Source organism: Chromobacterium sp., from assembly GCF_041912965.1.
GTDB classification, from domain to species: Bacteria; Pseudomonadota; Gammaproteobacteria; order Burkholderiales; family Chromobacteriaceae; genus Chromobacterium; species Chromobacterium aquaticum.
Genome location: NZ_JAYSGF010000037.1, coordinates 25,014 through 47,156 on the forward strand (window position 1 = coordinate 25,014; position 22,143 = coordinate 47,156).

The following is a 22,143-nucleotide window of genomic DNA, read 5'->3' on the forward strand; positions in this document are numbered from 1 at the left end:
CCTTGCGCCATTCATCGACCAGGAGAACCGCCCGATGAACGCGCCCGCAACACCCAAGCCCTCCATGGTGGTGGACACCGCCGCCATCCAGCCCTTGCCGAATTCCCGCAAGATCCACGTCGCCGGCAGCCGGCCGGACATCCGCGTGCCGATGCGCGAGATCAGCCAGAGCGACACGCCCACCCAGTTTGGCGGCGAGGCCAACCCGCCCATCACCGTTTACGACACCAGCGGCCCGTATACCGATCCAGCCGCGCGCATCGACATCCAGAGCGGCCTGGCGCCGCTGCGCGCCGGCTGGATCGCCGAGCGCGGCGACTGTGAGCAGCTGGCCGGCCTGTCCAGCGAGTACGGCCGCGCCCGCGAGGCCGATCCCAAGCTGGCCGAGTTGCGTTTCAACCTGACGCGTCAGCCGCGACGCGCGTTGCCGGGCCGCAATGTCAGCCAGATGCATTACGCGCGCCGCGGCATCGTCACGCCGGAAATGGAGTTCGTCGCCATCCGCGAAAGCCTGCGCCGCCGCGAATACCTGGACTCGCTGCGCGCCGCCGGCGGCAAGAACAGCAAGTTGGCGGAACTGATGACGCGCCAGCATCCGGGCCAGGCTTACGGCGCGGCGCTGCCGGAGGAGATCACGCCGGAATTCGTGCGCGCCGAGATCGCCGCCGGCCGCGCCATCCTGCCGGCCAACATCAATCACCCTGAATCCGAGCCCATGATCATAGGCCGCAATTTCCTGGTCAAAATCAACGGAAACATCGGCAATAGCGCGGTAACATCTTCGATCAGCGAAGAAGTTGACAAGATGACCTGGGGCATACGCTGGGGCGCCGACACCATCATGGACCTGTCCACCGGTAAGAACATCCATGAAACCCGCGAATGGATCATCCGCAATTCGCCGGTGCCGATCGGCACCGTGCCGATCTACCAGGCGCTGGAAAAAGTAGGCGGCAAGGCCGAGGACCTGAACTGGGAAATCTTCCGCGACACCTTGATCGAGCAGGCCGAGCAGGGCGTCGATTACTTCACCATCCACGCCGGGGTATTGCTGCGCTATGTGCCGATGACCGCCGGCCGCATGACCGGCATCGTCTCGCGCGGCGGCTCCATCATGGCCAAATGGTGTCTGGCCCATCACCGCGAAAACTTCCTCTACACCCATTTCGAGGATATCTGCGAAATCATGAAGGCTTACGACGTGGCTTTCAGCCTGGGCGACGGCCTGCGGCCGGGCAGCGTCTGGGACGCCAACGACGAGGCGCAGCTGTCGGAGTTGGAGACTCTGGGCGAACTGACCGAGATCGCCTGGAAGCATGATGTGCAGGTGATGATCGAAGGCCCCGGCCATGTGCCCATGCAGTTGATCAAGGAAAACATGGACAAGGAGCTGGAGTGGTGCCGCGAAGCGCCGTTCTACACCCTGGGGCCGCTGACCACCGACATCGCGCCTGGCTACGATCACATCACCTCGGCGATAGGTGCGGCGCAGATAGGCTGGTACGGCACCGCGATGCTGTGCTACGTCACCCAGAAGGAACACCTGGGCCTGCCGGACAAGAACGACGTCAAGGAAGGCATCATCACCTACAAGCTGGCCGCGCACGCGGCCGACCTGGCCAAGGGCCATCCCGGCGCGCAGATCCGCGACAACGCGCTGTCCAAGGCGCGTTTCGAATTCCGCTGGGAAGACCAGTTCAACCTGGGCCTGGATCCGGACAAGGCGCGCGCCTTCCACGACGAAACCCTGCCCAAGGACAGCGCCAAGGTTGCGCATTTCTGCAGCATGTGCGGCCCGCATTTCTGCAGCATGAAGATCACCCAGGACGTGCGCGAATACGCGGCCAAGCAGGGGATCAGCGATCAGGACGCCTTGACCCAGGGCATGCAGACCAAATCGGTGGAGTTTTTGAAGGGCGGCTCCAAGCTCTACGACAAGGTGTGAGCCCGTAGTCAGCTAAAACGGCGGCTTTGGCCGCCGTTTTGCCTGCCGCAAGGCCGGCTGCGCCGCCGCCGATTCGGGGCTATCATCAGACATCCCTTCACAGGAGAAGCGTCATGGACACCAGCACGCATTCCTTGTCCGGCCTGTTCCGCCAACTGGGCCTGGCCGATGAACCCGCCGCTATCCGCGCCTTTATCGCCAGCCATCCCTTGCCGCATGGCGCCGCGCTGGCCGATGCGCCGTTCTGGACGCCGGCGCAAGCCGACTTCCTGCGCCAGGCCTTGGCCGAGGACGCGGACTGGAGCGAGGAGGTGGATGAGCTGGCGGTGTTGTTGCAGGCGGTTTAGAAACCGCAACAGCAGCGCATTGCCGGCGCGCAGTGGATCAAACTAGCGCTTCAGCGCGCGCAGCAGCCCCCGCACCGTATTGGCGGCATTGTCGGCGGCGATCTGCATGAAGGTGTCCATTTCATTGGCGTGCTCGCTGCCGCCGGCCAGATCGGACAGGCTGCGGAAGGCGATGAAGGGCACGCGGTTGGCGTGCGCCACCTGGGCCACCGCCGCGGTTTCCATATCCACTACCTGGGCCTGGTAGGTCTTGGCCAGGTAATCGCGGTAGCCGGCATTGTCCATGAAGATGGGGCCGGACAGGCCGTTGCCGCCGGCGACGATGCGCGGCGGCGCGGATAGGCAGCGCTGGGCGGCGTCGCAACGGCGCAGGGTATCGGCCGGCAAGCCCTTGGCCAGTTGCAGCAAGCCCGGGTCCACCTCGAACCAGAAGCGGGTTTCGCTGCCGCCGTCGGCGGTGGCCAGCTTGATGTCGCGCGGGTGGATCATGCCGTAGTTGGCGCGCGCGGCCGGGTCCGCGTACGGTGGCGGCGCGTAGCGGCCGGGCGCGGTTTCGCGCGCGTAGATCGCTTCGGCGTAATTGCCCCAGCGCCGCGGCACCGCCACGTCGCCGATGCGCAATTGGTCGTCCACGCCGCCGGCGATGCCGCTGAACACGATGCGGCGCACATTGAAGCGGTCCAGCGCCAGCTGGGTGTTCATCGCCGCATTGCTCATGCTCACTCCGCTCATGAACAGCAGCACCGGTTGGCCTTCCAGCCGCGCGGTGGTGAAACGCACGCCGTTGACCAGGTGTTCGCGTTTGTCGGCGGCCTGCTTCAGCAGCAGGGTTTCTTCCGGGCCGAAGGCAGAAACCACGGCGGTGCGCGCCGTGGCGTCAAGGACGGGCGCCGCTGGCGCGGCGGCGCTGAGCGCCAGCAGCGCGCAAGCGCTTGCAAGCTTGAATGATGGCATGCGGAAAATCCTGGTGGAGAAGATATCGCGCCATGATAAACGCTTTCCCCGCCGCTGCAGCGCCGGCATGCGCATGGCCATCCAAGAACGTGTTTACGATGTCAGCAAGTATCGGAATGCCGGACGGGCGCTTAAGCCCGAGACTGAAATCCCCGCGACGCGAGGCGCTTGGCCGGCGCGCGGGCTTTTCATTCTCGGGAGGATATCCAATGGCAGCATTGAGCAATAAAACCGCCATCATCACCGGCGCCAGTTCCGGCATCGGCCTGGAAGCGGCCAGGCTGTTCGCGCGCGAAGGCGCGCGGGTGGTGCTGGTGGCGCGACGCGCGGCGGCGCTGGACCGGCTGGTGTCGGAAATCGTGGCCGACGGCGGCCAGGCGGCGGCGCTGGCCGGCGATCTTACTTCGGAGGAATGCGCGCGGGCGGCGGTGGAGCTGGCGCTGGACCGATTCGGCGGCCTGGATATCGCCTTCAACAACGCCGGCAGCCTGGGCGCGCTGGGCAGCCTGGACCAGGTGTCGCTGGAGAGCTGGCGCGCGACGCTGGACAGCAATCTGAGCAGCGCCTTCCTCTGCGCCAAGCATCAGTTGCCGGCCTTGCTGCGCGGGGGCGGCGGTTCGATGATCTTCACCTCGTCCTTTGTCGGCCACGCCATCGGCTTTCCCGGCATGGCGGCTTACGCGGCCAGCAAGGCCGGCCTGGTGGGGCTGGCGCGCACGCTGGCGGCGGAATACGGTGCCCGAGGCCTGCGCGTCAACGCTCTGCTGCCGGGCGGCACCGACACCGAGATGGGCCGCGCCGCGGCGGCGACGCCGCAGCAGCGCGAAATGGTGGCCAGCCTGCACGCGCTCAAGCGCATGGCCGCGCCGGAGGAGATCGCGCGCGCGGCCTTGTTCCTGGCGTCGGACGCGTCCAGCTTCGTCACCGGCACCACCTTGTTCGTCGATGGCGGCGTGTCCATCGGCAAGCTGTGATCAGAAGCGCGCCACCATCTTGCGCTTCACCGTGTAATCCGGGCGCAGGCTGGCCTCGCTGTCCATGAAATAGCGATTGCTGTCCAGCAGGAAATGCGGGTCGTTCAATTCTTCGGGATCGGCCCAGTCGCACAGCAGGTGATAGAGCGCCTGCGCGCTGTGGCAGCGTTCCAGCGCCTGGCGGAACGGCCGTTCCGCGAACATGCGCGCGCAGCTGGCCAGCAGGTGCAGATGGGCCTCGCGGCTTTGCCGCGGCAGGAGCAGCACCAGCGCGGTGTGCACCGGCTGCTGGTCGGGCGCGTCGAAGGCGATGGGGGTTTGCAGCCGCAGCAGCAGCGCGCGGGCTTCCTCCAGGCCGTCGATGCGGGCGTGAGGCAGCGCCAGGCCGTGGCCGAGCGCGGTGCTGCCGCCCTGTTCGCGCTCGCGCAGCGCGGCGGCCAGCGTCGGGCGGTGCAGCGCGTGGCGCTGCGCCAGTTGGAACGCCGCGCGTTCCAGCAATTCGGTTTTATCGGCCAGGGTTTGATTGAGCAGGATGTCTTGCGGGCCGCAGAGGTCGGGCAGGGTGAGCATGGCGGATTTCTCCTTTGGCTAGGGGGCGACCTCATCCTAGTCAGCGGGGGCTAAAGATCCGCTAAAGAAAGCGCGCGGCGGCGTAAAAATGCCGCCAATGCGCGCTGCTGGATTGCCGTGGTTTATTTCTGTTCCGGCTGGGCTTTCTGCTCTTGCGCCTTCAGCGCGCCTTTGACGGCGGAGGCCTGTTCCTTCAGCTTGTCCACCTGCTCTTTCAGCTCCGGGCTCAGCGCGGCGGCCGCGGCGCCGGCCTGCTTGGCCGCGCCGATGGCGGCGCTGGCTTGTTCCTTGAGTTGGCCCAGCGGGGCGCTGCTGTCCTGCAGCGAGTTATGCACGGTGCCGATGGCGCTGGAAGCGGATTCCTGCAATTGGGTGGTCTGTTTCTCGCTGCAAGCGGCCAGGGCCAGGGTGGATGCGACGGCGATCATAAGCGTGGCGCGCATGGGGGTGTCCTCATCATCGGGGGAAAATGCTTTATTGAGCGGCGGCGGGCCGGCTAAGTTCCGGCAGTGGTTCCCGGCGGCGTGGTCAAGTGGTTCTTATGACGCTGCGCTGGTTTGGCGACAATGGCGTTTTTCAGGCGAATCAGGAGATAAGCATGAGCAATACGCTGAGCATACGTCCGCTGCGGGACGGGGATTTCGACGCTTGGCTGCCGTTGTGGCGCGGCTATCAGGATTTTTACCGGGTGGAACTGGATGAGGCCGCGGTTCAGGGCGCCTGGCGGCGTTTCCTGCTGCCTGAGCACGCGATGCGCGGCTGGCTGGCCTGGGACGGCGAACGCGCGGTGGGACTGGTGCACATCGTGTTGCATCCCAGCAGCTGGACCTTGGGCGATTACTGTTATTTGCAGGATCTGTTCGTGGCCCAGGATTGCCGCGGCCTGGGCGCCGGCCGGCGCCTGATCGAATCGGTGTGCGAATGGGCGCGGCAGCGGGAGTGTTCGCGAGTGTATTGGCACACCCATGAAACCAACGCCACCGCGCGGCGGCTCTACGACCAGGTGGCGGAAAACGCTGGCTTCATTCAGTACCGCAAGCTGCTGACGCCGCTCTAGGCCATCAGTTCGGCCGCCAGATTTCCCGGCGCGCGCGCCACATGCAGCCGCGGCGCGCCGTGCCAGTCCGCCAGCTTTTGCAGCGCGGCCTTGAGATCGGCGCTTAGCCGCGCGCTGTGGCGCACGCCGGCTTCCAGATAGAGCGCCTTGACTTCGAACAGGCCTTGGGCGCGATGGGCCTTGGCGTCCAGCCGGCCCACCAGCTTGCCGCGGTTGAGAATGGGCAACACGAAGTAGCCGTACTGGCGCTTGGGCGCCGGGGTATAGCATTCGATGCGGTAGTCGAAGTCGAATAGTTCCGATGCGCGCTTGCGGTCCCAAACCAGCGGATCGAACGGCGACAGAATGGCGGTGGCGCTGGCCTTGAGCTCGCCGGCGGCGACTTGCTCCAGCTGCGGCGCCAGGCCGGCATCGATGAACACATCGTGTTGCCAGCCATCGATGCGCGCCGGGATCAGTTCGCCGGCATCGGCCAGCTGGTGCAGCATGGCGTCGTAGCGGCCGCGCTTGAGCCGATAGTAATCGGCCACCCAGCCGGCCTTGACCACGCCCAGCGCGCGGCAGCTATTGCGCAGCATCCGCCATTGCGCCTGCTCCGCCGTCGGCAGATCGCGCGCGTCGTCCCAGCCGGGCAGCACTCGTTCCGCCAGATCGTAGACGCGCTGGAAATTGCGCCTTTCCTTCACCATGACCCGGCCCAGCGTGAACAACACCTCCAGATGGCGCTTTTCCGGTTTCCAGTCCCACCAGCCGCCGCCCTTGCCGTCCTTGCGCTCGAAATCCGCCGAGCGCACCGGGCCGTTGGCGCGTATGCCTTCGATCAAGGCGTCGATGTCGGCGCGGTGTTGTTCCAGCCAGCGCGGCGGGTTTTTCCAGCCCATCGCGTCCGGGTTCAGCATGCGGTGACGCAGCAGACCGTAGTCTTCCGTCGGCACGAAGCAGGCTTCGTGCGCCCAGTATTCGAACACGCTGCCCTCGGCCAGCAATTGATCCAGCCAGGCGGTGTCGTAGCGGCCCAGGCGGCTGTGCAGCACCAGATAAGGACTGCGCGCCACCACGTGTATGGTGTCGATCTGCAATAGCGCCATGCGGCGGATGGCGGCCAACACATCGGCCTTGTCCGCCTTGCGGCGCGGCGGGGTCAGCAGGCCCTGGGCCGCCAGTTGCAGGTGGCGGGCCTGCTGCAGGGATAGATGGAGGCTGGACATGTCATGGTCATGATCGGAAGCGATGAAGGACTATATCAAATCCTTGCGCCGGCTTGCGCGGCGATTCAGGGCTTGTGGCCGCGGCTGGAGAAAAACTGCTTGATCAGCTGTTGATAACTGCCGTCCTCGCGCATTTTCTCCAGCGCCTGATTGAAGCGCTGCAGCAGGGGCAGTTGCGGCGAGGCCTTGTTGATGGCGAGATAAGTGGCCTTGCTGGCCAGGATGACCGGCGCGACAGCCAGGCCGGCATAGGCGCCGCTCTGCAGCTTGGCGTCTATGCCTTCCTGCAGCATCAGCACCGCGTCCAGATTGCCGCGCAGCAAGAGCTGCAGGTTCTGCGCGTCGGAATCGCCATCGTAGGCCTTGAAGAGCCGTTCGGCGCGGGCATTGTCGAACTCGTCGCCATAACTCCAGCCGGCCATCACGCCGATGCGCTTATGGTCCAGATCCGGCAGGCCGCGGAAGTCGAGCGGATGCTGACGGAGGTAAACCACCACCACGTGCTCCTGGTACAGCGGCAGGCTGAAGTCGTAGCGCTGCGCGCGGCTGGCGGTCTTGTAGATGCCGGCCGCCGCCATCGCGCTGCGGTCAAGCTCGAACATCGCGCGGCGCCAGGCCAGCGCCCGCAGCCCGCAAGCCATGCCGGCCCGGTCGCAGACGGCGCTGACCAGCAGCGGATACAGGCCGTCTATCTTGTCGTGTTCCTGGTACATGAACGGCGGCGCATTGGCGTCCACCGCCACGGTGAGGACGTCGCCGTCCTGCGCGCGGCAGGGCGCGGACAGGCTGGCGCCAAGCAGCAGGACCAGGCCGAGGCGGCGGATGCTAGCGATCATCGAGGCGAATCCGGAACACGCTGATCAGCTAAGCATAGTCGCTGTCGGCGACGGGAAAACAAAAACGGAACCGTGAGGTTCCGTTGGTTTTGCCGATTAACTCGAACTCAAGGGTAGACGATGCGCAGCAAATTGGTGGTGCCCGGCGTGCCGAACGGCACCCCGGCGATGATCACCATCGGTTTGCCATGTTCCGCCAGGCCCAGCTTGGTGGCGGCGAAAGTGGTTTTCACCACCATGTCTTCCAGGTTTTCCGCGTCCGGACCGTTATAGGCGACCACGCCCCAGACCAGGGTCAGCCGGCGCGCGGTGTCCAGTCGCGGCGAGATGCCGAGTATGGGGGTGTGCGGGCGTTCGCGCGCCAGCCGCAGGCAGGTGGAGCCGCTGGTGGTGAAGGCCGCGGACACGGTGACCGGCAGCAGCGAGCCCACTTTGCGCACACAGGCGGCGATGGCGTCGGCGCGGTCCGGCGCGTCGGCGGCGCTGTAATCCAGCGCCATCACCCGGCGGTAGTCCGGCGCGCTTTCCACGCGGCGGATCACCCGGTCCATGATGCGCACCGCTTCCAGCGGGAACTGGCCGGCGGCGGTTTCCGCCGACAGCATCACCGCGTCGGCGCCTTCGTAAACCGCGGTGGCCACGTCGTTGGCCTCGGCGCGGGTGGGGGTGGGCGCGGTGATCATCGATTCCAGCATCTGGGTGGCGACAATGACCGGGCGGCCCAGGTGGCGGCACTGATGGACGATGCGGCGTTGCACCACCGGCACGTCTTCCGGCGGCAGCTCCACGCCCAGATCGCCGCGCGCCACCATTACCGCGTCGGCCAGTTCGGTGATGGCGTCCAGTTCGTCCACCGCCGATGGTTTTTCGATCTTGACCACGATGCCCAGTTTCTGGCCCACCAGTTCGCGCAGTTCGCGCACATCGTTGGCGGTCTGCACGAAGGACAGCGCCAGCCAGTCCGCGCCTTCCTTCAGCGCGAATTCGGCGTCCAGCCGGTCTTTATCGGTGATCGCGGACAGCGGCAGAATGGTTTGCGGCAGATTGAAGCCCTTGCGGCTGGACAGCTCGCCGCCCACTTCCACCCGGGTGGCGATGCGGCGCGCTTCCACTTGTTCCACGTGGAACGCCAGCTTGCCGTCGTTGACCAGGATGCGATGGCCGGGCTTGAGCGCGGCGAAGGCTTCCGGATGCGGCAGGCTGGCGCGTTGCGTATCGCCGTCCACCTCGTCCAGCACGAAATCAAAGGTGTCGCCGGTATTCACCGTCACCGGCGCGGCGAACTGGCCGATGCGCAGCTTGGGGCCCTGCAGATCCACCAGCACGCCCAGCGGCCGGCCGACGGCGGCTTCGGCCGCGCGGATGGAGGCCAGACGCGCGCGATGGTCGTCATGGTTGCCGTGACTCATATTGAGGCGGAACACGTTCACGCCGGAGCGCGCCAGTTCCAGGATGATTTCGGGCGTGCTGGACGCCGGGCCCAGCGTGGCGAGGATTTTGGTATTGCGAAGCATGACAGTCCTTTGTGCCCGGTCCGGCCGCGGCATTGCGCGCGGGCGGGCATGGGCGGTGTTGATTGTGCCAATCACATCCGTGTGTCTTCCATCGAGACTGCGCCGTGCTTGATGGAGTGTTTGTCATGCTGCCACAGTCGGACTGTAGCGGCTTGACTACGTAAGGCCGGCGACGCCACGAGCCGGCAAATGCGCGGCGGTTGTGTGAATCCCGCCACGACGGCCGGGTAAATGTTCGTTTTTTGCGCGTTTTGCCAAGCGTGGCCACGTGGCGGCTAAGCTGCCGAAAACCTCGTCCCTAGCGGTGTTGGGGGCGAGGACAGGATATTTTATCTCCAGATAAAGACAAAAACTTTGTTGCAACACAGAGTCAGTGGAAAATCATGGCTGCCAATGCGCTGCAACATAGGGATTTTGCTCGATAACTTGCTGAAGCGGCACCATTTGTAGTGGGGCGCTACAGCGGCTAAACCCTTGTCTTTATTGCTTTGCAACATTAATTGAGGCAGAGCGGAAAGTCGCAGTATTAAGATTTTTTTACGAAGAACGATTGACAAGCTTTTGGCTGGGCCTAGAATGGCTCGAAAATAAAACGAACGTCATAAGTACAAAAAGAAACATTATCAATACCTTGAGCGATGGAGCACGGCGCCTTGCCGGCATCCGTCGCCGCTGGCAACGAACGAACATTCAGACATTAGGCCGCCCATCGGCTGAACAGGAGAAACCCCATGCAGGATCAATTCGTGTTGGCCTTGGATCAAGGCACCACCAGTTCTCGCGCCATTTTGTTCAATCGCAGCGGCGACATCGTGTCGCTGGCGCAGAAGGAGTTCCGCCAGATCTACCCGCAGCCGGGCTGGGTGGAACATGATCCGCAGGAAATCTGGGGCGGCCAGGTGGGCGTGGCGGCCGAGGCGGTGGCCAAGGCCGGCATCGACGGCCGCAGCATCGCCGCCATCGGCATCACCAACCAGCGTGAAACCACCATTGTGTGGGACCGCGAAACCGGCCATCCGGTCTACAACGCCATCGTGTGGCAGGACCGCCGCACCGCCGAGTTCTGCGATGAACTGAAGGCGCGCGGCCTGGGTGAATTGATCCGTTCCAAGACCGGCCTGCTGGTGGACGCCTATTTCTCCGGCAGCAAGATCAAGTGGATTCTGGACAATGTGCCGGGCGCGCGCGATCGCGCCCGCGACGGCAAGCTGGCCTTCGGCACCGTGGACAGCTGGCTGATCTGGAACTTCACCCACGGCAAGGTGCACGTGACCGATGTGTCCAATGCTTCGCGCACCATGCTGTACAACATCCATAGCCTGGAATGGGACGCCGAGCTGCTGGACATCATGGGCATTCCGGCCAGCATGCTGCCGGAAGTGAAAAGCTCCAGCGAAGTCTACGGCCATACCCACGCCGCGCACCTGGGCGTGGAAATCCCCATCGCCGGCGTGGCCGGCGACCAGCAGGCGGCGCTGTTCGGCCAGCAATGCACCCGCCCCGGCATGGTGAAGAACACCTACGGCACCGGCTGCTTCATGATGCTGAACACCGGCGACGCGCCTATCGAATCCAAGAACAATCTGCTGACCACCATCGCCTGGAAGGTGGACGGCAAGGTGCAGTACGCGCTGGAAGGCTCCATCTTCATCGGCGGCGCGGTGGTCAAATGGCTGCGCGATGGCCTGGGCATCATCCGCCATTCCGCCGACGTCGGCCCGCTGGCCCAGGAAGTGGCCGACAGCGACGGCGTCTATCTGGTGCCGGCCTTCGCCGGCCTGGGCGCGCCGCACTGGAACCCGAACGCGCGCGGCACCATCGTCGGCGCCACCCTGGGCACCAAGGCCGCCCACATCGCCCGCGCGGCGCTGGACAGCATCGCCTACCAGACCATGGACGTGCTGAAAGCGATGGAAGCCGACGCCGGCCTCGACATCGCCGAATTGCGCGTGGACGGCGGCGCCACCGTCAACGAACTGCTGATGCAGTTCCAGTCCGACATCCTGAGCGTGGACGTGGTGCGCCCCAAGATCACCGAAACCACCGCGCTGGGCGCCGCCTATCTGGCCGGCCTCGCCGTCGGCTACTGGAAGAACGTCGACGACGTGCAGGGCCAGTGGCAGCTGGATCGCCGCTTCAAGCCGCAGCTGGAAGCCGCGCAAGTGAGCGGCAAGGTCAAGGGCTGGCAGCGCGCGGTGAACGCCGCCAAGGTCTGGGCCGACGACGAACAAGCGTAAGCGGCGACGGTTTCACGCGCTGACTGGACCAGCCCGCCGCCTCTGAGCGGTGGGCGGACGCACTCCTTATCTGGAAGAAACAATCATGAATCCTTTAATGGGCGAATTCATCGGCACCGCCTTGCTGGTGCTGCTGGGCAATGGCGTGGTGGCCAATGTGCTGCTGAAAAACACCAAGGGCCACAATAGCGGCCTCATCGTCATCGCCTTCGGCTGGGCGATGGCGGTCTTCGTCGGCGTGTTCAGCGTGGCGGCGATCAGCGGCGCCCACCTGAATCCGGCGGTATCGGTGGCGCTGGCGGTGGCCGGCAAGTTTGCCTGGGCCAAGGTGCCCGGCTATGTGCTGGCGCAGATGCTGGGCGGCATGACCGGCGCCGGCCTGATGTGGCTGATCTACCGCAAGCATTTTGACAGCACCGACTGCGCCGACACCAAGCTGGCCACCTTCTGCACCGGCCCGGCCATCCGCAGCCTGCCGGGCAATCTGGTGTCCGAAATCGTCGCCACCTTCGTGCTGGTGTTCGCCATCCTCAGCATGGTGGCGCCCAAGATGTCGCTCGGTGCCATCGACGCGCTGCCGGTGGCGCTGCTGGTGTTGGGCATCGGGGTGTCGCTGGGCGGCACCACCGGCTACGCGATGAGCCCGGCCCGCGATCTGGCGCCGCGCATCATGCACGCCCTGCTGCCGATTCCCGGCAAGCGCGACAGCGACTGGGGCTATGCCTGGGTGCCGGTGGTCGGTTCCCTGATAGGCGGCGCGCTGGCGGCACTGGCCTATACCCTGTGATACCTGGCCGGCGCATGGCCCCTGTTCCGTGAACAGGCGCTGGAGGCCGGCTGCAGTTTTAGCGCGGCGGCGGACTCAACGCCGCCGCGCTGGCAATCCACAGCCGACAAAGATCGGCCCACTAAAAAAAGAGGTGTTCCATGATCAGTATGTTCCGTCCGGCGGCGCATCAGCCGCTATTGCCCTCCTCAGAACAAGACAGCTTGTACCGGAGACTGCGCTGGCAGATCTTCCTCGGTATTTTCTTCGGCTATGCCGGCTATTACCTGGTGCGCAAGAATTTCTCGCTGGCCATGCCCTACCTGGTGGAGCAAGGCTATTCGCGCGGCGATCTGGGCTTCGCCATGTCCGGCGTCGCCATCGCCTACGGCATTTCCAAATTCCTGATGGGCGCGGTGTCGGACCGTTCCAACCCACGCGTCTTCCTCAGCGTCGGCCTGATCCTGTCCGCCGCCATCTTCCTGCTGATGGGCTTCGCCCCTTGGGCCACGTCCAGCGTCGGCATCATGTTCGTGCTGCTCTTCCTCAACGGCTGGTTCCAGGGCATGGGCTGGCCGGCCAGCGGCCGCACCATGGTGCACTGGTGGTCGCAGAAGGAGCGCGGCGGCATCGTGTCGATCTGGAACTGCGCGCACAACGTCGGCGGCGGCATGATCGGCCCGCTGTTCATCCTGGGCATGGGTTGGTTCAACGACTGGCGCGCCGCCTTCTACGTGCCGGCCGCCGCCGCCATCGGCGTCGCCATCTTCGCCTACCTGACCATGCGCGACACCCCGCAGTCTTGCGGCCTGCCGCCGGTGGAAGCCTATAAGAACGACTACCCGGAAGACTACGACGCCAGCCACGAGCAAGAACTGAGCGCGCGCGACATCTTCAAGAAGTACATCCTGCCCAACAAGCTGTTGTGGTACATCGCCTTCGCCAACGTCTTCATCTACCTGCTGCGCTACGGCGTGCTGGACTGGGCGCCCACCTATCTGAAAGAGGTCAAGCACTTCTCGGTGGACAAATCGTCGTGGGCTTACTTCCTGTACGAATGGGCCGGCATTCCCGGCACCCTGTTGTGCGGCTGGATGTCGGACAAGCTGTTCAAGGGCAACCGCGGCGCCACCGGCATGTTGTTCATGGCCCTGGTGACGGTGGCCACCGTGGTGTACTGGCTGAACCCGGCCGGCAATCCCACCGTGGACATGCTGGCGCTGATCGCCATCGGCTTCCTGATCTACGGCCCGGTGATGCTGGTGGGCCTGCACGCGCTGGAACTGGCGCCGAAGAAAGCCGCCGGCACCGCCGCCGGCTTCACCGGCCTGTTCGGCTATCTGGGCGGCTCGGTGGCCGCCAACGCGGTGGTCGGCTACACCGTCGATCACTTCGGCTGGGACGGCGGCTTCATGCTGATGGTGGGCTCTTGCGTCGCCGCCATCGTGCTGCTGGCTTTGACCACCTGGCATGGGCGTGATCAGGACGCCGCCTTGAACCGGATTTAGATCCCGCAGAGCCCGGCGCTGCCGGGCGCTTTACGAGGCGGCAGCTCAGCTTGCCGCCTATTTTTTTGCGTATTTCCGCGTTTGTTCGGTTAAACCGCAAAAATCGCGTGTTAACAGCATTAAAACGAAAGCAAAATGTTGTATTTTTGTTCGTTTATAATTATTCTGGGTAGGATGGCATCGCTGGAGCGCTGACGCGCGCCAGCGAGGGAATAACAGCTTCTAAGAACGTGTTTACGATCTCGCGAGCTAAGGCGAGACAAGGCGAAAACGGGCGAAAACGGGCGAAAAAGCGGAATGTACTCGTGGTACATGAACATTTTGAGCTTGGTTTCAACGCCGTATCGCCGACGCGCAGCAGATCCTCAACAGGTTCTAAGCAGGCCCCTGGGAAGAAAGAGGTAGGGAAGATGGCAGTGGAGATTTACGACCTGATGGTAATCGGCGGCGGCATCAACGGCGCCGGCATCGCGCGCGACGCGGCCGGACGCGGCCTGTCGGTGATGCTGTGCGAAAAGGACGACCTGGCCGCGCACACCTCTTCCGCCAGCACCAAGCTGATCCACGGCGGCCTGCGCTATCTCGAATACTATGAATTCGGCCTGGTGCGCAAAGCGCTGCAAGAGCGCGAAGTGCTGCTCAAGGCCGCGCCGCACATCATCTGGCCGCTGCGCTTCGTGATGCCGCACGACAAGAACCAGCGCCCGGAATGGATGATACGCTGCGGCCTGTTCCTCTACGATCACCTGGCACGCCGGGAAGTGCTGCCCGGCTCCGAAACCGTCAGCTTCGCCAGCCACCCGGCCGGCCAGCCGATCAAGCCGGCGTTCAAGCGCGGCTTCGTCTACTCCGACGGCTGGGTGCAGGACGCGCGCCTGGTGGTGCTCAACGCCAAGGACGCCGCCGAGCGCGGCGCGCGCGTGCAGACCCGCACCGCCTGTGTCGGCGCCCGCCGCGACGGCGAACACTGGCTGTGCGAACTGCAGGCCGAAGACGGCAGCCGCAGCCAGGTGCGCGCCCGCGCGCTGGTGAACGCCGCCGGCCCGTGGGTGGAAAGCCTGATCAAGGACACGCTGTCCTTGCCGTCCGGCAAGTCCATCCGCCTGGTCAAGGGCAGCCACATCGTGGTCAAGAAGTTGTTCGACCACCCCTATGCCTATATTTTCCAGAACCCTGACAAGCGCATCATCTTCGCGATTCCCTACGAGCAGGATTTCACCCTGATCGGCACCACCGACGTGGAATACCGCGGCGATCCGGCCAAGGTGGCGATAGACGATCAGGAAGTGGCTTATCTGTGCCAGATGAGCAACCGCTACTTCCAGAGCCAGATCAGCCCGGCCGACGTGCTGTCCACTTATTCCGGCGTGCGTCCGCTGCTGGACGACGAAGCCAGCAACGCCGCCAGCGTCACCCGCGATTACTCGCTGGAAATGGATCTGGACGGCGCTCCGCTGTTGTCGGTGTTCGGCGGCAAGATCACCACCTTCCGCAAGTTGGCGGAAGAGGCGGTGGACAAGCTGGCCCCGCTGCTGGGCAACAGCAAGACCACCTGGACCGCCGATGCGCCGCTGCCGGGCGGCGATATGCCGGGCGCGGATTTCGAGCGTTTCCTGCAAGGCCTGCGCCAGCAATATCCATGGCTGCCGGAAGCATTGGCGCGGCGCTGGGCGCGCGCCTACGGCACTCGCGTGGCCAAGCTGATCGGCCAAGCCGCCGGCTTGGAGCAATTGGGCGCGGAACTGCTGCCCGGCCTGTACGAAGCGGAGCTGCGCTACCTGGTGAACGAGGAATGGGCGACGCGCAGTGAGGACATCTTGTGGCGTCGTTCCAAGCTCAAGCTGCATTTGCCGGCGCACGCCGCCGAGGTAATCGATGCCTGGCTGTTGGGTCAGGCCGCCGCGCGCGAGCAAAGGCTGACCGCCTGAGCTTTTACGGACGTAACGCACAAAAACCCGGCCTTGAGCCGGGTTTTCTCATGATGCGGCAAGGCATCCGCCAGGCATGTCGAAGTTATCCACAGCGCGGCGTCCAAGCCTTGGTTTATCCACACTCGCCCGCGACCCCGCCGGCTTGACCGTCGGGATGCCCGCTGGGCACAATCCAGCCGTGCTCGCGAAAACCGGGCGCATCCGCAAGGTTTGGCAGTAGCTGCTTATGGATTGGCGCTGCTAGGTACTTTAGAGCCTGTTCACGGTCTCACCCGCGCAGCGGAGCGTGAACCGCTTGTTAAGTCCCCGTTGCGCGCCGTCCATACCAGATCCGCCGCCGGTTCGGCCATCCTGTCCGCGCCGGCTTAGGCGCCGGGCTTTCCGTCTCTGCCGAGGCGGGGCGCGTCGCAAGACCATGGGAGGCTTTATGTCCGTACAACGTCCGCTTAACCACCAGTATTATTCCGTCATCGCAACGGAGCCGAATCAGCAACCCTCGCTCGCCGCCCTGCTGCCGCAGCCCTTGCGCGGGCACTGCCAAGCGGTGCCGGCCGACGCCGACCGTGACTCGGCTTACCGTATCGGCCGCGAATTCTCCAGCCATTACATCGAATACGTCCTGGCGCATCCCAGCGCTCCAAACGATTCCCTGCTAGCGCGCATCGCCGAGCATGTCGATTTTGCGGCGCAAGGTCCCGAAGGCGATTATTGGGCCGGCTTTTTTTCGCTGCTGGAGGAAGTGATGGTCAATGCCGTCGACTCCTTCGATGCGGGCGGCAGCGACTCCATTCACTGAATCCGCGTTGGCGCGGCGCTTAAGCCGCGCTAATACCCCAGCAAAAAAACGCGTTTCCCCTATGAACGCCGCCAGCCTATGCTGAGGCGGATTCAACCGTGGAAAGCCCGATGATGCAGATTGCCCTCAGCCCCGCCTTATTGTCCCGCCTGCCGCAGATTCAGGTCAGCGGCCTGATCGCGCTGGAGATAGACGCCGCCGCCTTGCCGGCGCGGCTGCCGACGCTGCCGGAGCCGGAGCGTGATCTGGACGCGCTGCTGCAAGCCTGGAAGCAGTTGTACAAGGACTTGCCCGGCGACAAGAAGGCGCGCTGTTCGCTGGAATACCTGGTCAAGGCGGCGCAAAAGGACAAGCTGCGCAGCATCCTGCCCTTGGTGGACTTGTACAATCAGGCGTCCTTGCTGAGCCTGAGCCCGTTTGGCGGCGAGGACATCGCCAAGCTGGGCGGCGTATTGCAATTGGACTTGGCCGCCGGCGACGAACCCTTCCTGCCGCTGGGACGGGATCAGGCGGAAACGCCGCAGCCGGGCGAGGCGGTGTGGCTGAACGGTGAACGGCGGGTGGTGTGCCGTTGCTTGAACTGGCTGGAGTCGGACTTGTTCAAGCTGGATGCAGGCAGCCGCGACGTGGTCTTCGTCAGCGAGCGGCCGGACCGCGATTTTCCCTCCGGCGCGGCCGGCATGGACTGGCTGGCCGAGCAACTGCGGCCGCATGCCGGACGGTTGCTGCGTTTCGAACTGGACGCGGCGCGCGCGAGCTTTGAACTAGCAGCTGTGGATAAAGTGGCGTGACGGCGTGCGCTTGTGGGTAAGTCTTGCCGAGGGCTTGGCGAAGCGGATTTCGCCGCTCGCCATTTCGCTGGCGCGGTGAATTGTGGATAAAAGCGCTGGATAGATTTTTCTGTGGATAAATGAAAAAGGACGCGATCGCGTCCTTTTTGCTTATGCGCTGTTGACGTTCACACCGTCTCGGCCTGGGCCTGCGCTTGCGCCGCCAGCCTGGGCAAGGCCTGGTCCCGGGCATCGAACAGATGACAGTGCTCGGCGTCCAGCGCCAGGCGGCAGGCGCTGCCGGCCGGCGGAGCGGCGTCCTGGCCGCCCAGCTTGACCGCGATGGGCTCGGCCACGCCGTCGGCCTGGACATAGACGATCTGCACATCGCCCAGGTGTTCGACCAGTTGCACCGTCGCCGGCACGCCGGCGTCGGCGAAGCGCAGGTGTTCGGCGCGCACGCCCAGGGTGGCGGCGTCGCCGGCGCGGCCCTGGAACGGCAGGTTCAGCCGCTGGCCGCCGGGCAGTTCCAGCGCCAGGCCGGCCGGGCCGTCCGCGGCGATGGCCGCCGGCAGGAAGTTCATCTTGGGCGAGCCGATGAAGCCGGCGACGAAGCGGTTGGCCGGGCGCTGGTAGAGCTCCAGCGGCGTGCCCACCTGTTCGATGCGGCCGGCGTTGAACACGGCGATGCGGTCGCCCATGGTCATCGCTTCCACCTGGTCGTGGGTGACGTAGATCATGGTGCTGCCCAGTTCCTTGTGCAGCCGCGCCAGCTCGATGCGCATCTGCACCCTGAGCGCGGCGTCCAGATTGGACAGCGGTTCGTCGAACAGGAATACCTCCGGCTTGCGCACGATGGCGCGGCCGATGGCCACGCGCTGGCGCTGGCCGCCAGACAGCGCCTTGGGCTTGCGCTCCAGCAGGTGTTCTATCTGCAGCGTCAGCGCCGCGCGGTGCACGGCGGCGGCGATTTCCGGCTTGCTCTTGCCGGCCAGCTTGAGGCCGAAGGCCATGTTTTCCCGCACCGTCATGTGCGGATAGAGCGCGTAGCTCTGGAACACCATGGCCACGCCGCGCTTGGACGGCTGGATGTCGTTGGCGAGCTGGCCGCCTATCCACAGTTCGCCGGCGCTGATGTCTTCCAGGCCGGCGATCATGCGCATCATCGTGGATTTGCCGCAGCCGGACGGGCCGACGAAGACCATGAATTCGCCGTCGCGGATGGCGAGGTCCACGCCGTGGATCACCGCGTTGCCGTCGTCGTAGACTTTTTTAATATTGCTGAGCTTGAGGTGGGCCATATCAAATCCTTTTATTGCAGGCGCGCGGGAAGCACGCCGGCGGCGTCTATCTCGCCGGCCAGCCATTGGGCGACGGCGTCCAGCGCCGCGTCGGCGAAGCCGTAGCTGATCAGCGCCGGCGCGTCGAGATCGGCGGCGGCGTAGGGGTTCCACAGGGCCAGGTGCAGATCCGGCCGCCATTCGGCGCGTTCGCGCGCGCCGTAGCGCTCGCGGGTGGTGGAGGCGACCACGGTATAGCGGCCGTCCTGCGGCAGCCGGCGCCAGTCCAGTTCCTCGCGCTGCTGGTAGCGGATCACGTCCAGGCTGAAGCGGCGCGACAGCCGGGCGATCAGCGCGTCGGCGGACAGGCCGGCCTCGGACACGCCGTCGGACGGCGCCTGGTCCTGCACCACCAGGCGCAGCGTGGCGTCGGCCGGCGGCCGTTGCGGCTGGCCGTGGAGGGTCAGCGCGCGGCGCCAGGCGTCGGCGAACAATTCGGCGTCGGCCGCGCGTTGCGCGGCGCTGTAATCGCGCTGGCGACTGGGATAGCGCTGGATCAGCGCGTCCACGCGCGCGGCCGCTTCTTGCAGCCGCGCCTCGCTCAGCCGGCCGGCGGCGACGGCGGCGATCAGCGCCTGCTTGCTGTCCTCCATCTCGTCCTGGAATTGCAGCACCAGGCTGAGGTCGGCGCCGGCGGCGAGCGCCTGGGCGCTGCCCTGGGCCTGGCCCCAGCGTTCGCGGATGGCCTTCATATTCATGCCGTCGGTGATCATCACGCCCTGGTAACCCAGCTGCTCGCGCAGCAATTGCTGCAGGATGGCCGGCGACAGCGTGGCCGGCCAGTCCGCGTCCAGTGTCGGAAAGCGGATGTGGGCGCTCATCATGCCGGGGGCGAGATCGGCCAACGCGGCGAACGGCGACAGCTCGTAATCGCGCAGCTCGGCCTTGGGCTTGTCCACCACCGGCAGGTCCAGGTGGGAATCGGTATGGGTGTCGCCGTGGCCGGGGAAGTGCTTGACGCAGCAGGCCACGCCTTCGGACAGATGGCCGCTGATCCAGGCGCGCGCCAGCCGCGCCGCCTTGAGCGGGTCCTCGCCGAAGGAGCGTTCCGAGATCACCGGATTGGCCGGGTTGTTGTTGAGGTCCAGCACCGGCGCGAAATTCCAGTTCACGCCCAGGCTGGCCAGGCCGCGCGCCACCGCCGCGCCCACTTGCGCGGCCAGCTCGGGGTCGTCCACCGCGCCCAGCGCCATCGCCGACGGCGCCGCCGGCAGGAACAGGGTGCGCATCACCGCGCCGCCTTCCTGATCCATGCCGATCAGGATGTCCTCGCCCAGCGCGCATTGCAGATCGGCGATCAGCCGGCGGATGCTGGCTTCGTCCGGCACATTGCGGCGGAACAGGCAGATGGCGCGCGCGCCCAGCCGTTGCAGGAAGGCGGCTTCCTCCTCGCCCAGGCGCGGGCCGGCCACGTCCACCATCAGCGCCTGGCCGGCCAGTTGTTGCAGGGTATCGCTCATTTGACGGCTCCATCGAATCCGCGCAGGAAGTAGCGCTGGGTGAACAGGAAGACCAGCAGGATGGGCAGCACGGTCAGCACCGCGCCGGCGGCCACCACTCGGGTCTTGAAGCTGAAGGCGCCGGACAGGTAGAGCACGCCCACCGACAGCGGGAATTTGTCCGGGCTGGACATCACGATGGACGGCCAGATGTATTGGTTCCACGCCGACACCATGGTGAGTATGGTCAGCGCCGCCAAGGCCGGGCGCGATAGCGGCAGCATGATTTTCCAGAAAATCTGCCATTCGCCGGCGCCGTCGACGCGGGCGGCGTCTATCAAATCCTGCGGCACCGCCTCGAAGGCCTGCTTCATCAGGAAGATGCCCACCGCGCCGGCCAGCGTGGGCAGCACCACGCCGCTATAGCTGTCGGTGAGCTGCAACTTGGACACGGTGATGAAGTTGACCAGAAAATTGACTTCGCTGGGCAGGATCATGGTGGCGAGGATGGCGCCGAACACCAGCTTGCGGCCGGGAAAGCGCATCCGCGCCAGCGGGTAGGCGGCCAGCGCGCTGACCAGCAGGGTGCCGGCCACGGTGGCCAGCGCGATGATGACGGAGTTCTTGTAGAAGGCCAGCAGATCGATGCTGGACACCGCCTCCTTGAAGTTGGCCAGGCTGGGCGCGCTGGGCAGCAAGGGCGGCGGGAAGGCGAACACATCGCCCTCGGTGGACAGCGCGGTGACCAGCGTCCACCAGAACGGGTAGACGGTGATGACGGCGATCAGGCTCAGCACCAGATAGTGCAGGCCGCGGCCGGCCAGCTTGCTCAGCCGCGCGCTGTGGCGGCGGGCGGCGGGCGCGGCGAGGGTGGCGGAGTTATGCATGGCGTTTCCTTAAGATTCACGCGGCTGCAGGTAACGGAAATTCAGCCACGCCAGCGCCACGCAGAACACCGACATCACCAGGCTGGCGGCCAGCGCGCGGCCGAAGTTCAGCGATTTGATGCCGAACTCGTAGGCGTAGAACAGCGCGGTGTAGGTGGACTGCATCGGCCCGCCCTTGGTCATGATCTGCACCTCCTCGAAAGCCTTGACCGCGGCCAGCACCGACATCACCGAGCACAGCAGGATGGTGGGCGCCAGCAGCGGCACGGTGATGCGCCAGAAGCGCTGCCAGGCGTTGGCGCCGTCCAGCTGCGCGGCTTCGTAGATATCGGCCGGCACCGCCTGCAGGCCGGCCAGGTAGAGCACCATATACCAGCCTAGGCCGCGCCAGACGGTGATGAACATCACCGCGAACAGCGCGATGCGGTCGTCGTTGAGCCAGCCCACCGGTTCGTTGATCACCCGCAGCCAGTGCAGCGCGGCGTTGAGCACGCCGTCCTCGGTGTACATGAAGTTCCAGATGATGCCGATCACCGATACCGAGGTGACCACCGGCAGGTAGTAGGCGGCGCGGAACCACTTGATCGCCGGCAGCTGGTTGTTGACCAGCACCGCCAGCAGCATGGCGACGACCTGGATCACCGGCACCACCAGCAGGTAGACGGCGGAATTTTTCAGCGAGGCCAGGAACAGCTCGTCGCCGAACAAATCGCGGAAATTGTCCAGGCCCACCCAGCGCGGACTGTCGATCAGATTGTACTGGGTGAAGGCGATGAAGCTGCCGAAGCCCACCGGCCAGAAGGAGAACGCCAGCATCAGCAGCAGCGCCGGGGCCAGGAACAGATAGGCTTGCAGCGTGGTCTTGGTGCGCATGGGCAGAACCTTGTGACGTAGCGGCAGGCCGGCGCCGGGATGCGGCGTCGGCCTGCGGGTTGCGGGGCGGCGGGGTCTGGGACGCCGCCGCGTTCAAGCACGTATTTAGAACCCGTTCATAATCTGCTGCGCTGCGGCGATACGGCGTTGAAAACAAGCTCAAAATGCTCATGTACCACGAGTACATTCCG

21 protein-coding genes are annotated in these 22,143 nt (G+C 65.2%); 11 read left to right on the forward strand and 10 right to left on the reverse strand.

The features are described from left to right. Window positions 1-64: 64 nt before the first annotated feature. Window positions 65-1,945 carry a phosphomethylpyrimidine synthase ThiC gene (thiC, locus tag ACE3QM_RS17850; RefSeq protein ID WP_374423781.1) on the forward strand — a complete coding sequence of 627 codons (1,881 nt, stop codon included), beginning with the start codon at window positions 65-67 and terminating at the stop codon, window positions 1,943-1,945. Between the two features lie 113 nt (window positions 1,946-2,058). Next, window positions 2,059-2,292 carry a DUF2789 domain-containing protein gene (locus tag ACE3QM_RS17855; protein WP_048408549.1) on the forward strand — a complete coding sequence of 78 codons (234 nt, stop codon included), beginning with the start codon at window positions 2,059-2,061 and terminating at the stop codon, window positions 2,290-2,292. A 42-nt stretch (window positions 2,293-2,334) separates the two neighbouring features. Here the strand turns inward: ACE3QM_RS17855 and ACE3QM_RS17860 are convergent, their stop codons facing one another. Further along, a complete protein-coding gene (locus ACE3QM_RS17860) occupies window positions 2,335-3,246 on the reverse strand; it encodes a 5'-methylthioadenosine/S-adenosylhomocysteine nucleosidase (RefSeq protein ID WP_374423754.1) in 912 nt (303 codons plus the stop codon). Here ACE3QM_RS17860 and ACE3QM_RS17865 point away from each other — a divergent pair. Further along, window positions 3,245-3,475, forward strand: coding sequence for a hypothetical protein (locus tag ACE3QM_RS17865; protein ID WP_374423756.1), 231 nt, complete (start codon window positions 3,245-3,247; stop codon window positions 3,473-3,475). The genes ACE3QM_RS17860 and ACE3QM_RS17865 overlap by 2 nt on opposite strands. Beyond that, window positions 3,456-4,220 carry an SDR family oxidoreductase gene (locus ACE3QM_RS17870; RefSeq protein WP_374423758.1) on the forward strand — a complete coding sequence of 255 codons (765 nt, stop codon included), beginning with the start codon at window positions 3,456-3,458 and terminating at the stop codon, window positions 4,218-4,220. The genes ACE3QM_RS17865 and ACE3QM_RS17870 overlap by 20 nt, the downstream gene beginning before the upstream one ends. Here the strand turns inward: ACE3QM_RS17870 and ACE3QM_RS17875 are convergent, their stop codons facing one another. Both ACE3QM_RS17875 and ACE3QM_RS17880 read right to left on the reverse strand, forming a co-directional pair. Beyond that, window positions 4,221-4,790: a PTS sugar transporter subunit IIA gene (locus tag ACE3QM_RS17875; RefSeq protein ID WP_053074223.1), complete on the reverse strand. Its 570-nt coding sequence runs from the start codon at window positions 4,788-4,790 to the stop codon at window positions 4,221-4,223. A gap of 122 nt (window positions 4,791-4,912) precedes the next feature. Further along, the gene (locus tag ACE3QM_RS17880; RefSeq protein WP_231460952.1) at window positions 4,913-5,233 is read right to left on the reverse strand and encodes a hypothetical protein; all 321 of its coding nucleotides are present in this window, start codon (window positions 5,231-5,233) and stop codon (window positions 4,913-4,915) included. Between the two features lie 155 nt (window positions 5,234-5,388). On the opposite strand from ACE3QM_RS17880, the gene ACE3QM_RS17885 reads away from it, so the two are divergent. Further along, the gene (locus ACE3QM_RS17885; protein ID WP_374423761.1) at window positions 5,389-5,847 is read left to right on the forward strand and encodes an N-acetyltransferase family protein; all 459 of its coding nucleotides are present in this window, start codon (window positions 5,389-5,391) and stop codon (window positions 5,845-5,847) included. On the opposite strand, the gene ACE3QM_RS17890 is transcribed toward ACE3QM_RS17885, so the two are convergent. From ACE3QM_RS17890 to pyk, 3 genes are all read right to left on the reverse strand, one after another. Further along, a complete protein-coding gene (locus tag ACE3QM_RS17890; protein WP_374423764.1) occupies window positions 5,844-7,055 on the reverse strand; it encodes a winged helix-turn-helix domain-containing protein in 1,212 nt (403 codons plus the stop codon). The genes ACE3QM_RS17885 and ACE3QM_RS17890 overlap by 4 nt on opposite strands. Window positions 7,056-7,120: 65 nt before the next feature. Continuing rightward, window positions 7,121-7,891: a substrate-binding periplasmic protein gene (locus ACE3QM_RS17895; RefSeq protein WP_374423766.1), complete on the reverse strand. Its 771-nt coding sequence runs from the start codon at window positions 7,889-7,891 to the stop codon at window positions 7,121-7,123. A 107-nt stretch (window positions 7,892-7,998) separates the two neighbouring features. Next, complete coding sequence (gene pyk, locus ACE3QM_RS17900) at window positions 7,999-9,405, reverse strand: pyruvate kinase (protein WP_048408544.1); 1,407 nt, start codon at window positions 9,403-9,405, stop codon at window positions 7,999-8,001. Window positions 9,406-10,136: 731 nt separating this feature from the next. Here pyk and glpK point away from each other — a divergent pair. From glpK to ACE3QM_RS17930, 6 genes are all read left to right on the forward strand, one after another. Next, entirely contained in the window at window positions 10,137-11,642 is a 1,506-nt protein-coding gene (gene glpK, locus ACE3QM_RS17905; RefSeq protein ID WP_374423768.1) for a glycerol kinase GlpK, read from the forward strand. Between the two features lie 85 nt (window positions 11,643-11,727). Next, window positions 11,728-12,429 (forward strand): MIP/aquaporin family protein, encoded by a 702-nt coding sequence (locus ACE3QM_RS17910; RefSeq protein ID WP_048408542.1) that lies wholly within the window; start codon window positions 11,728-11,730, stop codon window positions 12,427-12,429. A gap of 140 nt (window positions 12,430-12,569) precedes the next feature. Beyond that, complete coding sequence (glpT, locus tag ACE3QM_RS17915) at window positions 12,570-13,916, forward strand: glycerol-3-phosphate transporter (RefSeq protein WP_048408541.1); 1,347 nt, start codon at window positions 12,570-12,572, stop codon at window positions 13,914-13,916. Window positions 13,917-14,326: 410 nt separating this feature from the next. Continuing rightward, the gene (gene glpD / locus ACE3QM_RS17920; RefSeq protein WP_374423771.1) at window positions 14,327-15,844 is read left to right on the forward strand and encodes a glycerol-3-phosphate dehydrogenase; all 1,518 of its coding nucleotides are present in this window, start codon (window positions 14,327-14,329) and stop codon (window positions 15,842-15,844) included. Between the two features lie 430 nt (window positions 15,845-16,274). After that, window positions 16,275-16,643, forward strand: a complete 369-nt coding sequence (locus ACE3QM_RS17925) for a hypothetical protein (protein ID WP_374423774.1) — start codon at window positions 16,275-16,277, stop codon at window positions 16,641-16,643. 110 nt (window positions 16,644-16,753) lie between these two features. Next, entirely contained in the window at window positions 16,754-17,434 is a 681-nt protein-coding gene (locus tag ACE3QM_RS17930) for a B3/4 domain-containing protein (protein ID WP_053074221.1), read from the forward strand. Window positions 17,435-17,601: 167 nt separating this feature from the next. Here ACE3QM_RS17930 and ACE3QM_RS17935 read toward each other — a convergent pair whose 3' ends face one another. The 4 genes from ACE3QM_RS17935 to ACE3QM_RS17950 are packed head-to-tail and all read right to left on the reverse strand — an operon-like array spanning window position 17,602 to window position 21,952. Continuing rightward, on the reverse strand, window positions 17,602-18,714 hold the full coding sequence (locus ACE3QM_RS17935; protein ID WP_048408538.1) for an ABC transporter ATP-binding protein: 1,113 nt from the start codon (window positions 18,712-18,714) through the stop codon (window positions 17,602-17,604). Between the two features lie 11 nt (window positions 18,715-18,725). Continuing rightward, window positions 18,726-20,213, reverse strand: coding sequence for a beta-N-acetylhexosaminidase (gene nagZ, locus ACE3QM_RS17940; RefSeq protein WP_374423776.1), 1,488 nt, complete (start codon window positions 20,211-20,213; stop codon window positions 18,726-18,728). Next, the gene (locus ACE3QM_RS17945) at window positions 20,210-21,079 is read right to left on the reverse strand and encodes a carbohydrate ABC transporter permease (protein ID WP_048408536.1); all 870 of its coding nucleotides are present in this window, start codon (window positions 21,077-21,079) and stop codon (window positions 20,210-20,212) included. The genes nagZ and ACE3QM_RS17945 overlap by 4 nt, the downstream gene beginning before the upstream one ends. Before the next feature lie 9 nt (window positions 21,080-21,088). After that, on the reverse strand, window positions 21,089-21,952 hold the full coding sequence (locus tag ACE3QM_RS17950) for a carbohydrate ABC transporter permease (RefSeq protein WP_374423779.1): 864 nt from the start codon (window positions 21,950-21,952) through the stop codon (window positions 21,089-21,091). Window positions 21,953-22,143: the final 191 nt, after the last annotated feature.

Excerpts from the sequence above, each read along its gene's own strand:
- glpK (WP_374423768.1), top strand. The coding sequence starts at position 10,137 with ATGCAGGATCAATTCGTGTTGGCCTTGGATCAAGGCACCACCAGTTCT.
- ACE3QM_RS17875 (WP_053074223.1), bottom strand. The coding sequence starts at position 4,790 with ATGCTCACCCTGCCCGACCTCTGCGGCCCGCAAGACATCCTGCTCAAT.
- ACE3QM_RS17895 (WP_374423766.1), bottom strand. The coding sequence starts at position 7,891 with ATGATCGCTAGCATCCGCCGCCTCGGCCTGGTCCTGCTGCTTGGCGCC.
- ACE3QM_RS17950 (WP_374423779.1), bottom strand. The coding sequence starts at position 21,952 with ATGCGCACCAAGACCACGCTGCAAGCCTATCTGTTCCTGGCCCCGGCG.
- ACE3QM_RS17925 (WP_374423774.1), top strand. The coding sequence starts at position 16,275 with ATGTCCGTACAACGTCCGCTTAACCACCAGTATTATTCCGTCATCGCA.
- ACE3QM_RS17860 (WP_374423754.1), bottom strand. The coding sequence starts at position 3,246 with ATGCCATCATTCAAGCTTGCAAGCGCTTGCGCGCTGCTGGCGCTCAGC.
- glpD (WP_374423771.1), top strand. The coding sequence starts at position 14,327 with ATGGCAGTGGAGATTTACGACCTGATGGTAATCGGCGGCGGCATCAAC.
- nagZ (WP_374423776.1), bottom strand. The coding sequence starts at position 20,213 with ATGAGCGATACCCTGCAACAACTGGCCGGCCAGGCGCTGATGGTGGAC.
- ACE3QM_RS17945 (WP_048408536.1), bottom strand. The coding sequence starts at position 21,079 with ATGCATAACTCCGCCACCCTCGCCGCGCCCGCCGCCCGCCGCCACAGC.
- ACE3QM_RS17880 (WP_231460952.1), bottom strand. The coding sequence starts at position 5,233 with ATGCGCGCCACGCTTATGATCGCCGTCGCATCCACCCTGGCCCTGGCC.
- ACE3QM_RS17855 (WP_048408549.1), top strand. The coding sequence starts at position 2,059 with ATGGACACCAGCACGCATTCCTTGTCCGGCCTGTTCCGCCAACTGGGC.
- glpT (WP_048408541.1), top strand. The coding sequence starts at position 12,570 with ATGATCAGTATGTTCCGTCCGGCGGCGCATCAGCCGCTATTGCCCTCC.
- ACE3QM_RS17865 (WP_374423756.1), top strand. The coding sequence starts at position 3,245 with ATGCGGAAAATCCTGGTGGAGAAGATATCGCGCCATGATAAACGCTTT.
- ACE3QM_RS17910 (WP_048408542.1), top strand. The coding sequence starts at position 11,728 with ATGAATCCTTTAATGGGCGAATTCATCGGCACCGCCTTGCTGGTGCTG.
- ACE3QM_RS17935 (WP_048408538.1), bottom strand. The coding sequence starts at position 18,714 with ATGGCCCACCTCAAGCTCAGCAATATTAAAAAAGTCTACGACGACGGC.
- pyk (WP_048408544.1), bottom strand. The coding sequence starts at position 9,405 with ATGCTTCGCAATACCAAAATCCTCGCCACGCTGGGCCCGGCGTCCAGC.
- ACE3QM_RS17885 (WP_374423761.1), top strand. The coding sequence starts at position 5,389 with ATGAGCAATACGCTGAGCATACGTCCGCTGCGGGACGGGGATTTCGAC.
- thiC (WP_374423781.1), top strand. The coding sequence starts at position 65 with ATGGTGGTGGACACCGCCGCCATCCAGCCCTTGCCGAATTCCCGCAAG.
- ACE3QM_RS17890 (WP_374423764.1), bottom strand. The coding sequence starts at position 7,055 with ATGTCCAGCCTCCATCTATCCCTGCAGCAGGCCCGCCACCTGCAACTG.
- ACE3QM_RS17870 (WP_374423758.1), top strand. The coding sequence starts at position 3,456 with ATGGCAGCATTGAGCAATAAAACCGCCATCATCACCGGCGCCAGTTCC.
- ACE3QM_RS17930 (WP_053074221.1), top strand. The coding sequence starts at position 16,754 with ATGATGCAGATTGCCCTCAGCCCCGCCTTATTGTCCCGCCTGCCGCAG.